The following is a 13,558-nucleotide window of genomic DNA, read 5'->3' as shown; positions in this document are numbered from 1 at the left end:
ATGGAAGAATCTATCGGGGCCGCACCGACTGCAGCAGGTAGCGGGCGGCGTGGTCGGCCAGCAGCTTGGGGTTGAGGGCGTGCCGCGCCAGGCGCCGCTGTTCCCGCAGCCAGTCGGCCGCGCGGGCCAGGGCCGCGGGATCCAGCGCACGGGCGATGGCCGCGATCCGCGCCGCCTGTCCGGGATGATAGCGCGGCGGCAGGCCGTGCGCGCCCAGGCTCAGGTCCAGCCACAGGCGCTGGAAGCCGTCCACCCAGTCGGCCGGCTCGCCGGCCTGCAGCGCGTCGGCCAGCGCGGCGCCGTCTCCGCCGCCGCTCGCCTGGTCCAGGAACAATTCCAGCCAGTCGGGCGTCACGGGCCGCCCTTCCCTTGCCTGTTCCAGCGCCAGCATCGGCGCGCCGCCAGCGGCGGCCAGCCGGGCGGCGGCCTCTTTCACGCCTTGCGCCTGCAGCCAGGCCAGGGAGTCGGCGGCGGGCGGCACCGCCAGGGGCAGGCGCCGGCAGCGCGACACCAGCGTCGGCAGCAGGCGGTCGGGCGCCTGGGCCGACAGCAGGAACACGGTGTGTTCGGGCGGCTCTTCCAGGATCTTCAGCAGGGCGTTGGCCGCGATGGTGTTCAGGGATTCGGCCGGATACAGCAGGGCGACGCGCCAGCCTCCCCGGTGGGTGGCGGTGTTGAACCAGGGCAGCAGGCCGCGGACCTGCTCGATGCGGATCTCGCGCGAGGGCTGCTTCTTGGCGTCCTCGGCGACGTCCATCGCGCCTTCGCGCACGGCCTGGGCGTCGGGCCGGATACGGCGCAGATCCGGGTGGTTGCCGGCCCGGACCCAGCGGCAGGCCTGGCATTCGCCGCAGGCCAGGCCGTCCCGAGGCGATTCGCACAGCAGGCTGGCGGCGCCCGCCAGGGCGAACTCCATCTGGCCGCAGCCGGGCCGGCCGTGGATCAGCCAGGCGTGGGCGAAGCGTTCCCGCGAGGCCAGCCAGCGGCGCGCCGGCGCCTGTTGCCAGGGCAGGAAGTCCATCATGCCGGATCCGGGATGACGGGCGCGGGCGCGTAGCCGCGCGCGCGCAGCAGCCCGTCCAGGATTGCGCCCAGGTCGGCGCGGATGTCCGCGATGCCCCGGCGGGCGTCGATCACCCGGAAACGGCCCGGATCGGCCGCCGCCCGGGCATGGTAGGCCTGGCGGGTGCGCTCGAAGAAGGCGGCGTCCTCGCGCTCGAAGCGGTCGGCGTGCTCGCGGCCCTTCGCCAGGCGCTCGCGGGCGGTTTCCAGCGGCACGTCGAACAGCAGGGTGCAGTCCGGCCCCCTGCCCTGCTGCACCCAGTCCTCCAGGATGCGGACCGGTTCCGCGCCCAGGGCGCGGCCGCCGCCCTGATAGGCGAAGGAAGCGTCGGTGTAGCGGTCGCACAGCACCCACTGGCCGCGCTCCAGCGCCGGCAGGATGCGCGTGCGCCAATGCTCGTTGCGGGCGGCGAACATCAGCAGGGTCTCGGTGCGCAGGTCCATCGGCCGGTGCAGCAGCAGCTCGCGCAGGGTTTCTCCCAGGGGCGTGCCGCCGGGTTCGCGGGTGGACAGCAGGTCCACCCCGGCCCGGCGCAGCCGGTCCTCGATCCAGGGGATGTGCGTGCTCTTGCCGGCCCCGTCCAGGCCTTCGAGCGTGATGAAGCAGGCGCTCCGGGTCATCGGGCTCATCGCTTGAGGATGTATTTGCCGACGGCGCGGTTGTGCGCCGCCAGGTCGGTGGAAAATTCGCTGGTGCCGTCGCCCCGCGACACGAAATACAGGTATTTGTGTCGTTCCGGATGCAGGGCCGCCTCCAGCGCGGCCCTGCCCGGGCTGGCAATGGGCGTGGGCGGCAGGCCCGCGCGGGTGTAGGTGTTCCAGGGGGTGTCGCGTTCCAGGTCCTTCTTGCGCAGGCGGCCCTGGTAGTCGGCTCCCAGCCCATAGATGACGGTGGGATCGGTCTGCAGCGGCATGCCGGCGCGCAGGCGGTTGATGAACACGCCGGCGATGCGCGCCCGGTCGGCGCCGTGGCCGGTTTCCTTTTCGACGATGGAGGCCAGGATCAGGGCCTGGTACGGGGTCTCCAGCGGCAGGTCGCGGTCGCGCCCGGCCCAGGCGCGCTCCAGCGTCTGGCGGCCGGCCTGGGCGGCGCGGCGCAGGATGTCCAGGTCGGAACTGCCCGGCGCGAACACGTAGGTGTCGGGATGGAACAGGCCTTCGGGCGCGTCGGCCTCCAGCCCCAGGCGCCGCATCAGGGTCTGGTCGTCCATGCCGAGCGTATCGTGGCGAACCTGAGGGTCGGCGTCCAGCGCCGCCCGGATCTGGGCGAAGGTCCAGCCTTCGGGGAAGGTCAGGCGCGTCTGGGTCATGTCCCCGTTGGCCATGCGTTCCAGCAGCAGCCAGGGGGTGTCGCCTTCGCGGGCCTCGTAGGCGCCGGCCTTGAGCCATTTGTCGCGGCCGCTCAGGCGGGCCAGCCAGATGAAGGCCTCGGGCTGGATCTCGATGCCCGCGTCCCGCATGGCCAGGGCGATCTGGCGCGGCGTGCTGCCGGCGTCGATCAGATAATCCACCACGGGCGCCTGCATAGGCACGGGGCGCTTCCAGCCCCACCAGGCCGCCGCCGCGATGGCGACCGCCGCGGCCGTCAGGCCGAGGATCAGCAACCAGAGGAATGCGCGCAGGGCTTTTTTCATCGCCGGGCCGTCCCAAGATGAAAAGCGCCCCCTTTGGAGGCAGCAAGCCCGAAGGGCGCGGCGTGGGGGTAATTCTTCATGCCCGCCAGTTTAACTGGAACGTCGGACGGCGGCCCGGAGGGCTTGTGACTTTTCCGTACGGGCGGCCGGCGGGCGGACCGAAGCGCCCCTCCCCTCCAATCATATGGAGAGCGGCGCTTCGGGGGCGGGGCGGCTATGTCATGTCGGCTCAGAGGCTGCCCATCGCCATTTGCACGCCCAGGCTGCTGAGCGATACGGCCGTCCACACGCCCAGGCCGAGCAGCAGCGGACGGATGCCGGCCAGGGCCATGCGGCGCAGGTCGGAGGACAGCCCGATGGCGGTCAGTGCCATGATGATGAGGAATTGCGAGATCAGGTGCAGCGGTTCGAGCAGCGCTTCGGGGATCAGGCCCAGGCTGCGCGTCGCCGAAGCCGCCAGGAACCAGAGGATGAACCAGGGAAAGATGGTGGCCAGCGACACCCGGGTTTCCGAGTGCTGGTTGCGCCAGGCCGTCCAGAAGGCGATGACGATGCAGATCGGGATGATCAGCGTCGCGCGGGTCAGCTTGACGATGGTGGCGATGTCCCCCGCCGCCGTGCTGTAGCTGTAGCCCGCCGCCACCACCGAGGACGTATCGTTGATGGCGGTCCCGGCCCACAGGCCGAAGCCGGGGTCGCTCAGGCCCATCCAGTGGCCCAGGGGCGGAAACAGCAGGACCGCGACGACGTTGAAGAGGAAGATCGTCGAGATCGACAGGGCCGTCTCGTGGTCGTCGGGCTTGATGATGGGCGCCACCGCCGCGATGGCCGAACCGCCGCAGATCGCGGTGCCGACGCCGATCAGGGTGCTCAGGCGGCCACCCAGCTTCAGCCAGCGTCCCAGCAGCCAGGCGCTCAGGAAGGCCACGGACAGCGTGATCAGGGTGACGGCCAGGGACGAGGCCCCGGTTTTCATGACCTGGCCGAGGCTCAGGCCAAAGCCCAGGCCGATGATGGACCATTTCAGCACCTGGCGGCTGCTGAAGATCACGCCGGGGGTGAAGATCGGCGACAGGCCCAGCACGTTGCGCCAGGCCATGCCCAGCAGGATGCCGAACACGGGGCCGCCGATGAGCGGAAACCGGGCGCCCAGCCACCAGGCCGCCAGGCCCAGCCCCGCGGCGAGCAGCAGGCCATGCCACAGGGAAGGCGTGCGCGACGAGCCTCGGGACTGGGTCGAGGCGGCGGGGCGGCCGGCGGCCGGAGGCAGGGGGTGTGGAACGGCGGAAATGGGCAGCATGCTGAAAGCTCGTCGTCAAGTGGAAACTGACGGCCATTCTAGGCATGGGTTATGAATAAATAAATTCAAATCATTTTAGATAATGAATAAGAAATATTTAACTACCGCGCCCGGACTAATCCAGCCGGCAAGACCATGCGCCGGTTCACGCGCTATCCTATCCGGCACGCCCTTTCTTCCGCCGCCTCGTTCCCGCCATGTCGCTCAGCGTCGATTTCATTTATGGTGCCGTGCTGGCCTCCGCCCTCTTTCACGCGACCTGGAACGCGCTGATCAAGGGCAGTTCCGACACGCTGCTGAGCGCCATCGGCATCACGGGGGTGGCGACGCTGCTCGCGGCGCTCGGCCTGCCCTGGCTGCCGCCGCCGGCACCGGCCAGCTGGCCCTTCCTGCTGGCTTCGCTGGGGCTGCAGGTCGTCTACATGCGGCTGGTCGCGTACATCTACCGCGTGGCCGACATGAGCGTCAGCTACCCCGTCATGCGGGGGACCGCGCCGTTGCTGGTGGCGCTCGTTTCCATCCTGTTCTTCCACGACGACCCGAGTCCGGGCGCGCTCGCGGGCGTGGCCACGATCTGCGCCGGCATCCTGTGCATCGGCCTGCCCGGCGGCGCGCGATCGCACAAGTCCGGCGGCGTCGGGCTCGCTCTGCTGAACGCCGTCGTGATCGCGGGCTATACCTTGGTGGACGGCACAGGCGCCCGGCTTTCGCAGGCGCCGGCCAGCTACACGCTGTGGATCTTCCTGCTGCAGGGCGTCGTCATGATCGGTCTGGCCCTGCCCCGCCGGGCCCGGGAACTGGCCCGCCACTTCCGGGACCACTGGGGCGCGGCCGTACTGGGCGGGTTCGGCACCGTGATTTCCTATGGCGTGGCGCTTTGGGCCATGACCCTGGCGCCCATCGCCGTGATCGCCGCGCTGCGCGAGACTTCCATCCTGTTCGGCATCCTGATTTCGGGCCTGTTCCTGCGCGAGCGCCTGACGCCCGCCCGGATCGCGGGCGCCTGCGTCCTGGTGCTGGGCGTGATCGTGTTGCGCCTGGCCCCATAGCCGGCGGAGCATCGCCGCCGCTTCGCTCCCCGCATGGCGCCACCGGGGCGAAAAATCCGGCTTGGCATCAGCATTTACCCTAGATCACCCCGGCCGGGTTCCAGGCCTTTGCGGGCGATCAGTCAATGTTTACGCGACTCCCGCATGATCTGGATCAAATTTCGGAATATTCTGGCTCTAAAGTTAGAAACGAACTGGACCTAGTTCGCCGGGCGGACTATGGGCACCATGGACGCACAAGTGCCGCGCTGGAACAGATCCACGGACTGGCATCCGACGCGCCTTCCATCAAGGAGACGACCGTGAAACCATCATTTCGCTTCATTCGCAAGCTGACCGTGCTGGGCGTTGCCGCGGGGGCCCTGAGCCTGAGCTGCGGCGCCTTCGCCGCGACCAAGGTCGTGGTCGGTTATCAGCAGATCGTAGGTCCCTTCGTCAGCGCCATCGCCGATGGCAGCTTCGACAAGGCGCTGCAGGAAGCCGGGTATGAAGTGGACTGGCGCCAGTTCAGTTCGGCGGGCGACATTTCCAGCGCGTTCGCCTCGCGCGACGTGCCGGTGGGCGTGTTGGGGTCCACGGGGATCACGGCCGCCGTGACGCGCGGCGTGGACATGCAGCTTTTCTGGATCCTGGACAATATCGGCAAGTCCGAGGCGCTGATCGCGCGCAATGGCTCCGGCATCGAGAAGCCCAAGGATCTGGTGGGCAAGAAAGTCGGCGTGCCCTTCGTGTCGACGTCGCACTTCCACCTGCTGCTCGCCCTGAACGACATCTGGCGCATCAAGGCCAACGAAGTGCAGATCCTGAACATGCAGCCGCCGCAGATCGTGGCCGCCTGGCAGCGCGGCGACATCGACGCCGCCTACGTCTGGCCGCCCGCGCTGACGGAAATCATGAAGACCGGCAAGGAAATCGCCAATTCCGAGGAAATCGGCGCCAAGACCGTCCCCACCTTCGACGGCATCGTGGTGGACAAGGCCTGGGCCGCCAAGAATCCCAAGTTCATGGCCGCCTTCACCCAGGTCCTGGCCAAGTCCTACCAGGGCTTCGACGCGCGCAAGGGTTCCCTGACGCCGGATTCGCCCGAGATCAAGGGAATCGTGAAGATGATCGGCGGCTCGCCCGCGGACATCGTCAGCGCCATGAACCTGCTGCTCTTCCCGGACGTGAAGGAACAGGCGTCCGACGTCTGGCTGGGCGGCGGCGCGCAGGGCGGCGCCGTCAAGGCCCTGACGGCCAGCGCGAAGTTCCTGAAAGCGCAACGCCAGATCAATGCGCCCCTGGGCGATTACACCCCCTTCGTCACCGCCAGCTTCGCCGACGAGGCCGCAAAAACCGCGAAGTGACGGAAACATCCCGGACCGGAACCGGTCCGCGCGGCCGCCGGGGCTCCGTCCCCATGATGCTCCGGCGGCCCGGCACCCCATCTGAAGGAGACTCTCATGTCCGCCGCCATGGCCAATCTCAGCATCCGCAATGTCAGCGTGACGTATCCCTCCCAGATGATGGGCGGCGCGGTCACCGCGCTCAAGAACGTCAATCTCGAAATCGCCCCGGGGGACTTCGTCGTCGCCCTGGGGGCCTCCGGCTGCGGCAAGACCACGCTGCTCAGCGTGCTCGCGGGATTCCTGACCCCGACCGAGGGCGAGGTCCTGCTCGGGGGCAATCCCGTCATCGGCCCCGGCGCCGACCGGGGCGTGGTATTCCAGAAACACGCCCTGCTTCCCTGGCTCAATGTCATCGACAACACGGAATTCGGGCTGAAGCTGCAAGGCGTGCCCAAGAACAAGCGTAACGAAATCGCGGCCAGGAATCTCGAGCTGGTGGGCCTGAAGGACTTCCACAGGCACATGATCTACCAGTTGTCGGGAGGGATGCAGCAACGGGTCGGGATCGCCCGGGCGCTGACCTGCGATCCGGCCATGCTGCTCATGGACGAACCGATGGCGGCGCTGGACGCGCTGTCGCGCGAGACCATTCAGGAATTGCTGCTGGACGTCTGGCAGCACACCCACAAGATGCTTTTCTTCATCACGCACAGCGTGGAGGAGGCCCTGTTCCTGGGCACCAAGCTGATCGTGATGTCGCCGCGCCCGGGCCGCGTCACCAACACCTACGAGCTCGACTTCAACCGGCGCTTCCTGAAGGACCGGAACGCGCGGGCCATCAAGTCCAGTCCCGATTTCATCCAGATGCGGGAAACCGTGCTGGACATCATCTACGGCGACGAGCGGGCCGCCGGCGAGCCCGAGTTTCACCAGAACGTCTGACGCTTCTTCAAAACCGCATCATCGGAGTCACAGCATGTCGATCGTATCCAAGCGGAAGCGCCGCTCGGCGCAGCCCGGCAAAGTCTACGGCGCCCCAGGAGCCGGCTACAGCGGCCACATCAGCGTCATGACGGCGATCGTGCTGATCGCCCTATGGTTCCTCGTCACCGGCATGGGGTGGATCAAGCCCATCTTCCTGCCCTCGCCGGGCGCCGTTTATGGCAAGTTCATCGAAGCCGCGACCGAAGGCGTCGCCAATTCCACGCTGGCCCAGCATACCCTGGTCAGCCTGGGCCGGGTCATGGGCGCCTTCTTGCTGGCATTAGTGACGGCTGTCCCGGTCGGCATCCTGATGGGCGTGAACCGGACGATGCGCGGGCTGTTCGACCCCATCATCGAGTTCTACCGTCCCCTGCCGCCGCTGGCCTACCTCCCGCTGGTCATCATCTGGTTCGGGATCGGCGAGTTCCCCAAAGTCTTCCTGATCTTCCTCGCGATCTTCGCGCCCATGGCCATCGCCGCCCGCGCCGGGGTGAAGTCCGTTTCCATTGAACAGATCCACGCCGCCTATGCCATGGGGGCCAGCAGCCGCCAGATCATCTTCCACGTCATCCTGAAGGCGGCGCTGCCCGAGATATTCACCGGGATGCGCATCGGCATCGGCGTGGGCTGGACGACGCTGGTGGCCGCCGAAATGGTGGCGGCCGCACGCGGCCTGGGCTTCATGGTGCTGAACGCCGCCCAGTACCTGGCGAGCGACACCGTGATCATGGGTATCATCGTGATCGGATTCTTCGCCTTCTCGTTCGACTTGCTGCTGCGCTATCTCGAACGCATCATGATCCCCTGGAAAGGCAAAATTTAAGGAACACCCCCCATGCCAGAAAGCGGCTCCGCCGGCACCGTGCAATGGTCGGCCCTGTTCGCACGGGTCGACGATTACAACCTCAGCCTTCAGGGCCGCATCCGCAAGATGCTGGTGTCCGCCATCCTGAGCGGGCACCTGCCGCCGGGCTCTCCGGTGCCTTCCAGCCGGGAACTGGCCAAGGCCCTGGGGGTTGCGCGCAACACCACGGTTTTCGCCTATCAGCAACTGGTGGTCGAAGGCTATCTGGAATCCCGCGAGCGCAGCGGCCACTACGTGGCCAAGGGCATGGCCAACCAGCAGGCCGCCCCGCAGGGCGCGCCGGCCGCGGGACCGCCGCCGCGTACCGGCGTGGACTGGTCCAGGCGGCTGGTGTTCCACCCGTTCTCCCAGCGCAACATCGTCAAGCCGGCCAACTGGCAGAGCCTGCCCTACCCCTTCAGCTACGCCCAGTTCGACGCCCAGCAGTTTCCCACGGCCGAATGGCGCGAATGCTGCCTGCGGGCGCTGTCTGTGCTGGACATCCGCATGTGGGCGCCGGACCTGATCGCGAGCGACGACCCCGCCCTGGTGGAGGCGATCCGCAACCAGGTGCTGCCCCGGCGCGGCATCTGGGCCGAGGACAACGAGGTCATGGTCACGCTGGGCGCCCAGCACGCGCTCTATCTGGTGGCCACCCTGCTGATCCACGGCCACACCGTGGTCGGCATGGAAGATCCCGGCTATCCGGACGCGCGCAATATCTTCGCACACCGCACCGAACGCCTGGTTCCCCTGCCGGTCGATGACGAAGGTCTGATTCCTTCACCCGCGCTGAGGGAATGCGACTATGTTTTCGTCACGCCCAGCCATCAGTGCCCGACCAACGCGACCCTGTCCATGGAGCGGCGGGTCGCGCTGCTGGAACTGGCCAGCCGCACGGACAGCATCCTGATCGAGGACGATTACGAGACCGAGAACCGCTACGACGGGCATCCTTCTCCGGCGCTCAAGAGCCTGGACAAGCACGGCCGCGTGCTCTACATCGGCAGCCTGTCGAAAAGCTTCGCGCCCGGGCTGCGCCTGGGCTACATCGTGGCGCCGCGGGAACTGATGGTCGAATTGCGCGCCCTGCGCCGGCTGATGATCCGCCATCCCCCCGCCTACCTGCAACGGGCGTTCGCGCTGTTCATTTCACTGGGGCACTATCATGCGCTGCTGCGCCGGCTGTCCCAGGTCTATGCCGAACGGGCCCAGGTGCTGCAGGAAGCGGTCCGGACCCATCTGCCGCAGTTCGGCGGCAGGCCGATCCACGGCGGATCGTCCTGGTGGGTGGAGGGGCCGCCCGATCTCGACACCGACCGGCTCGCGCAAGCGGCCTTGCGGGCCGGCGTGGTGATCGAGCCCGGCCGGGTCTTCTACCAGGATCCCCGGTCGCAGGACCACCGGCACATCCGGCTGGGCTTCTCGTCCATCCACCGGGACAGGATCGCCGAAGGGATCGCGGCGCTGGCCCGGGTCGTGGCGGAGTCTTCACGCTAGAAAGAGGCCTGCGAAGAAGGCGGGCCCGGCGACGGGCCCGCCTTCTTCGCATTCACGTTCAGGCCGCGGCGTGCCCGAGGATCAGGCGATCCATCTCCGCCTTCGGCGTGTTGCAGTATTCGCGCGCCAGCGTCAGATAGAACCCCAGCCCGATCAGTACCCAGCAGCCCAGCGCGATCCAGGCGGGCGTTTCCAGGAAGGCGGGCGAACCCGGCACGAGCAGCAGCCCCAGCAGGCCGATGCTGCAGAGCATGCCCGCCAGCGCGACCAGTTTCTTGAGCGGCGCGGTTTCCTTGCAAAAAGCCGGCGCCCGCTGCGACGCGGTCCATTTGAACAACCGGTAGGCCACGGCGCAGTAATAGATGAAGGCGATCGAGATCCCCACGGCGGACATGTCCACGATCCAAAGCAGCACCGAACGGCCGAACCACGGCGCCAGCAGGCAGATCGCGCAGACGAACACGATGCTGGCCCACGGCGTGCCGTGCTTGCCATGCAGGCGGCAGAACACGGCGGGGAGCGCCTTGGCGCGGCCCATGGCGAACATCAGCCGGCTGCACGAAATGTAGAAGCCGATCAGGCCGGTGAAAATTCCCATGCAGAGCGCGATCACCAGGGCGGCCAGCCCCGCCGTGCCCAGCACCTGCTGGACGGCCCATCCCGTGCCCCAGATCTCGCGGAGATCCACCAGGTCCAGCCACGGGATGGCCAGGCCGGTCGCGAGGATCATGATCGAATAATGGGAAGCGGCCACCACCAGCGCCGCCAGGATCAGGAAGGTCGCCTTCGCGGGCGAGAAATTGAACTCCTCGGCGGCCTGGGGCACGGTATCGAAGCCGACGTAGGCCCAGGGAGAGATGGCGACGATGGCCGCGATCGCGGACCAGGACGGAATGCCCGGCTTGTAGAGCGGCAGCAGATTGCCGAAGGACGTTTCAGGCGCGAACGACATGGCGGCCGTCACTCCGGTCGCGGCGGCGATCAGCAGGACGCAGAAATAGAATTGCGTCTGTGCCGTGGCGTCCGCGCCCCGGATATTGAGCCAGGCGAACAGCACCAGGACGGCGCTGGCGATCAGCACCTCCATGAGATACACGTCCCACCCGGCGATGCTGTAGAGCAGCCCCACCTTGACGACGTCCGGGACCAGGAACTTGATCATCAGGGCGAAAGCGGAGGCGTTGAGCGCCACGATGGCCGCGTAGCCCAGGATCAGGAACCATCCGCACAGGAAAGCGTGCTTGCGGCCGAAGGCCAGGTAGGCGTAGGTGAAGGCGCCGCCGGTGATCGGATACGCTTTCACCAGAAAACCGGTGCTCAGGCCGACGAGGCTGAGGATCAGCCCGCCGATCCAGAGCCCGATGACGACCCCCATGGGCCCCGCCATGTTCATCCATTCGACCGGCAGCACGAAGCTGCCCCAGCCGATGGCCGAACCGAAGGCGATGGCCCAGACCCAATGAGGTTTGAAGGTTTTTCCGAGGGTGATTCGATCTGACATCATGGTCTCCTGCAAATATCGCTTTTTAGTTTTTATCGTTCCAATAACTGGAATCAAAAATAAGTTTATCGAACTCGAGGAGAAGCGCGTAGGGCCACAGCCGGCCCATCGTGGAGACCAGACGGAAATCCGATGAAAAAGGGTCGCCCACACGGGCGACCCTGGTCCGGTGCGGCGCGTGTGCGCCCAGGATGTCCGGTCAGAACACTTCGTCCCTCAGGTAGTAATACTTGTAGAACATCGCCTGCCCCAGCCGGCGGAAGGGCGCGAACATGTGACCGTTGAGCGGCGAGTTGTAGATCGGCAGATCCCATTGGGGGCCGGCCTTGCCGACGACGCGCTCGGCCAGGCGCCGGCCCGCCTGCGCGGAAAACGACACCCCGTTGCCGCCGTAGCCGATGGCGTAATAGATCCGCTGGCCTGGATCCGGCTGCGTGATGCGCGGCATCATGTCGTGGCTGACGTCCACCCAGCCCCACCAGGAATACGCGATCGGCACATCCTTCAGGGCGGGAAACTTGCGCGCCAGGCCTTGCTTGAGCAGGTCCAGGTGCCTGGGGTTTTCCGCGTCGGCGCCCGTGAGCGCGCTGCGGCTGCCGATCTGCATCGAGCCGTCCGGCAGCAGGCGGTAGTAGAAGCGCAAGGTGCGCGTGTCCGTGATGAACGTCGTGCTCTTGAGGCCGGCCGCCTCCCGCTCCTGCCGCGTCAGCGGGCGCGTCACCATCGAGTTCGACAGGATCGGCATGATCTTGTTGTCGAGCAGCGGATGCAGGCCCTGCGGCGTGTAGCCGCCCGTCGCCACGGCGACGCGGCGCGCGCGCACGATGCCTCCGGGGGTGCGCAAGTGGTGGACGCCGCCCACGGTTTCCCAGCCCAGGACCGGGCTGCCGGTATGGATCCTGATGCCCAGTTCGCGCAGGCGCCGCAGGTAGGCGAAGGCCAGCTTCAACGGATGGATGCCGACGCCTTCGGGCTCGTACAGCGCCCCGGCCGCTTCGCGGTCCATGGCGTAGCGTTCCCACAATTCCTCGCGGCTGAGCATCCTGGTGTCGTAGCCGAACTGTTCGCGCATGACACGGCACAGGTTCTCCAGGAACGCCATCTTCTTCGGACGGTGCGCCGTGTACAGATGGCCGCCGGGCTGGGCGTCGCACGGGAACCGCTCCACCAGGCTCTTCCAGTATTCGAAGCCATCGTGGATTTCACGATCCAGCCGCTTGGCGGTTTCCAGGCCCCAGCGCTCGATCCATTGCGTACGGTACAGGCGGCCCGAGGCGTTCTGCCCCTGGCCGCCATTGCGGCTGGTGCAGCCCCAGGCTTCCTGGTTGGCTTCCAGGACGATCGGGATGACGCCGTGCTCCTCGGCCAGGTTGAGCGCCGTCACCAGGCCGGTGAAGCCCGAGCCGATCACCACCACGTCCGCGTCCATGTCCTGGAGGACGGGGCCGTCGTCGGGCGGGGGATCCCCGGCCGTGCCCACCCAGTACGTGGGCGCGTATTGCTGATTGCGGCCCGCGGGCGAGACCAGGGGGTCGTAGCGCGGATCGTAGGGGTTGGAAGCGCGCGGCGCGGCGGCGGGCGGGACGGCCTGCGCGCGGGCGCCCGGCGGCGCTGAAGTCAAAGTGGCCATGGTGTCTCCTGTGGACGGGGTGGAGCTCCGCGCGAGCGATTCAGGCTTGTGCAGGCAAAAGGGGGCGCTGCTTGCGAAAGGCGTTCTTGATCAGGATCTTGCCGTCCTTGAAGGTCAGCAGGTCCACCATGTCGGCCTCGATCCGGGAACCGTCGGCGGTCGTGCCGGTGAACGTCGACTCCATCACGCCCCGGTCGCCCGACATCCAGCAGCGGGCATTGCGCCAAGCGGCGTCGGGAATGGTCTGCCAGGCCGACTCGAAGGCCTTGCGCACGGCGGCCGGACCTTCATGGCGCACTCCGCAGGCTAGCGGTCCCGCCACGCCCTCGAACACGCACGCCTCGTGCATGCACGCCATCAGGGCATCGATGTCGTGACGGTTCCAGGCCTCGCCGAAAGCCTGGAGCATGGAAAGCAACTGATCCTGTGTCATGGAGTCTCCTCGTGGATTGATGTGATGCGGCGCCGGTCCGAGGGTCGGAGATGCGCGGTGATGTTCACACATTAGGAGAACGCCCCAGGCTGGTCTAGGGCCAGTGATTACGTTTCGCTGGCGCCAGATCGCCTGGCTGGATCCTATGTTCCATCTGATCATTCGAGACGGATGGTTCCAGATTCAGAAATTCAGATTGACAATCACAAAAGGCTCTGTAGAATTCGAATAACACGATATCGAAATAAATCATCTCGATATCCGGAATAACTGGGCAAGTACAGCCCTCCGCA

12 protein-coding genes are annotated in these 13,558 nt (G+C 67.0%); 5 read left to right on the top strand and 7 right to left on the bottom strand.

Going from position 1 to position 13,558, the window contains the following annotated elements; translation table 11 throughout:
* Window positions 1-10 precede the first annotated feature (10 nt).
* From holB to ACFO27_RS14600, 4 genes are all read right to left on the bottom strand, one after another.
* Entirely contained in the window at window positions 11-1,024 is a 1,014-nt protein-coding gene (holB, locus tag ACFO27_RS14615; protein WP_376817979.1) for a DNA polymerase III subunit delta', read from the bottom strand.
* On the bottom strand, window positions 1,021-1,683 hold the full coding sequence (gene tmk, locus ACFO27_RS14610; protein WP_376817978.1) for a dTMP kinase: 663 nt from the start codon (window positions 1,681-1,683) through the stop codon (window positions 1,021-1,023). Before tmk ends, holB begins: the two co-directional genes overlap by 4 nt.
* 5 nt (window positions 1,684-1,688) lie before the next feature.
* A complete protein-coding gene (mltG, locus tag ACFO27_RS14605) occupies window positions 1,689-2,696 on the bottom strand; it encodes an endolytic transglycosylase MltG (protein WP_376817977.1) in 1,008 nt (335 codons plus the stop codon).
* 229 nt (window positions 2,697-2,925) lie between these two features.
* Complete coding sequence (locus ACFO27_RS14600) at window positions 2,926-3,996, bottom strand: YeiH family protein (RefSeq protein ID WP_376817976.1); 1,071 nt, start codon at window positions 3,994-3,996, stop codon at window positions 2,926-2,928.
* 197 nt (window positions 3,997-4,193) lie between these two features.
* Between ACFO27_RS14600 and ACFO27_RS14595 the strand changes: the two genes are divergently transcribed.
* The 5 genes from ACFO27_RS14595 to pdxR all read left to right on the top strand — a co-directional run bounded on the left by ACFO27_RS14595 (window position 4,194) and on the right by pdxR (window position 9,701).
* A complete protein-coding gene (locus tag ACFO27_RS14595; protein WP_376817975.1) occupies window positions 4,194-5,045 on the top strand; it encodes a DMT family transporter in 852 nt (283 codons plus the stop codon).
* Window positions 5,046-5,347: 302 nt separating this feature from the next.
* Entirely contained in the window at window positions 5,348-6,391 is a 1,044-nt protein-coding gene (gene tauA / locus ACFO27_RS14590; RefSeq protein ID WP_376817974.1) for a taurine ABC transporter substrate-binding protein, read from the top strand.
* Between the two features lie 108 nt (window positions 6,392-6,499).
* Window positions 6,500-7,315 carry a taurine ABC transporter ATP-binding protein gene (locus tag ACFO27_RS14585; protein ID WP_376818072.1) on the top strand — a complete coding sequence of 272 codons (816 nt, stop codon included), beginning with the start codon at window positions 6,500-6,502 and terminating at the stop codon, window positions 7,313-7,315.
* A 34-nt stretch (window positions 7,316-7,349) separates the two neighbouring features.
* A complete protein-coding gene (locus tag ACFO27_RS14580) occupies window positions 7,350-8,180 on the top strand; it encodes an ABC transporter permease subunit (RefSeq protein ID WP_376817973.1) in 831 nt (276 codons plus the stop codon).
* 12 nt (window positions 8,181-8,192) lie between these two features.
* Window positions 8,193-9,701 (top strand): MocR-like pyridoxine biosynthesis transcription factor PdxR, encoded by a 1,509-nt coding sequence (gene pdxR / locus ACFO27_RS14575; protein ID WP_376817972.1) that lies wholly within the window; start codon window positions 8,193-8,195, stop codon window positions 9,699-9,701.
* Window positions 9,702-9,759: 58 nt separating this feature from the next.
* Here the strand turns inward: pdxR and ACFO27_RS14570 are convergent, their stop codons facing one another.
* From ACFO27_RS14570 to ACFO27_RS14560, 3 genes are all read right to left on the bottom strand, one after another.
* Window positions 9,760-11,205, bottom strand: coding sequence for an APC family permease (locus ACFO27_RS14570; RefSeq protein WP_376817971.1), 1,446 nt, complete (start codon window positions 11,203-11,205; stop codon window positions 9,760-9,762).
* 196 nt (window positions 11,206-11,401) lie between these two features.
* Window positions 11,402-12,832 carry an NAD(P)/FAD-dependent oxidoreductase gene (locus ACFO27_RS14565; RefSeq protein ID WP_376817970.1) on the bottom strand — a complete coding sequence of 477 codons (1,431 nt, stop codon included), beginning with the start codon at window positions 12,830-12,832 and terminating at the stop codon, window positions 11,402-11,404.
* Between the two features lie 40 nt (window positions 12,833-12,872).
* On the bottom strand, window positions 12,873-13,265 hold the full coding sequence (locus ACFO27_RS14560; protein WP_376817969.1) for a nuclear transport factor 2 family protein: 393 nt from the start codon (window positions 13,263-13,265) through the stop codon (window positions 12,873-12,875).
* Between the last annotated feature and the right edge of the window lie 293 nt (window positions 13,266-13,558).

This window comes from Castellaniella denitrificans, assembly GCF_042653765.1.
Classification (GTDB): Bacteria; Pseudomonadota; Gammaproteobacteria; order Burkholderiales; family Burkholderiaceae_B; genus Castellaniella; species Castellaniella denitrificans.
This window is presented reverse-complemented; position numbering and strand designations above follow the sequence as displayed.

Coding starts and splice junctions, on each gene's coding strand:
- holB (WP_376817979.1), bottom strand. CDS start 1,024: ATGATGGACTTCCTGCCCTGGCAACAGGCGCCGGCGCGCCGCTGGCTG.
- tmk (WP_376817978.1), bottom strand. CDS start 1,683: ATGACCCGGAGCGCCTGCTTCATCACGCTCGAAGGCCTGGACGGGGCC.
- mltG (WP_376817977.1), bottom strand. CDS start 2,696: ATGAAAAAAGCCCTGCGCGCATTCCTCTGGTTGCTGATCCTCGGCCTG.
- ACFO27_RS14600 (WP_376817976.1), bottom strand. CDS start 3,996: ATGCTGCCCATTTCCGCCGTTCCACACCCCCTGCCTCCGGCCGCCGGC.
- ACFO27_RS14595 (WP_376817975.1), top strand. CDS start 4,194: ATGTCGCTCAGCGTCGATTTCATTTATGGTGCCGTGCTGGCCTCCGCC.
- ACFO27_RS14585 (WP_376818072.1), top strand. CDS start 6,500: ATGGCCAATCTCAGCATCCGCAATGTCAGCGTGACGTATCCCTCCCAG.
- ACFO27_RS14580 (WP_376817973.1), top strand. CDS start 7,350: ATGTCGATCGTATCCAAGCGGAAGCGCCGCTCGGCGCAGCCCGGCAAA.
- pdxR (WP_376817972.1), top strand. CDS start 8,193: ATGCCAGAAAGCGGCTCCGCCGGCACCGTGCAATGGTCGGCCCTGTTC.
- ACFO27_RS14570 (WP_376817971.1), bottom strand. CDS start 11,205: ATGATGTCAGATCGAATCACCCTCGGAAAAACCTTCAAACCTCATTGG.
- ACFO27_RS14565 (WP_376817970.1), bottom strand. CDS start 12,832: ATGGCCACTTTGACTTCAGCGCCGCCGGGCGCCCGCGCGCAGGCCGTC.
- ACFO27_RS14560 (WP_376817969.1), bottom strand. CDS start 13,265: ATGACACAGGATCAGTTGCTTTCCATGCTCCAGGCTTTCGGCGAGGCC.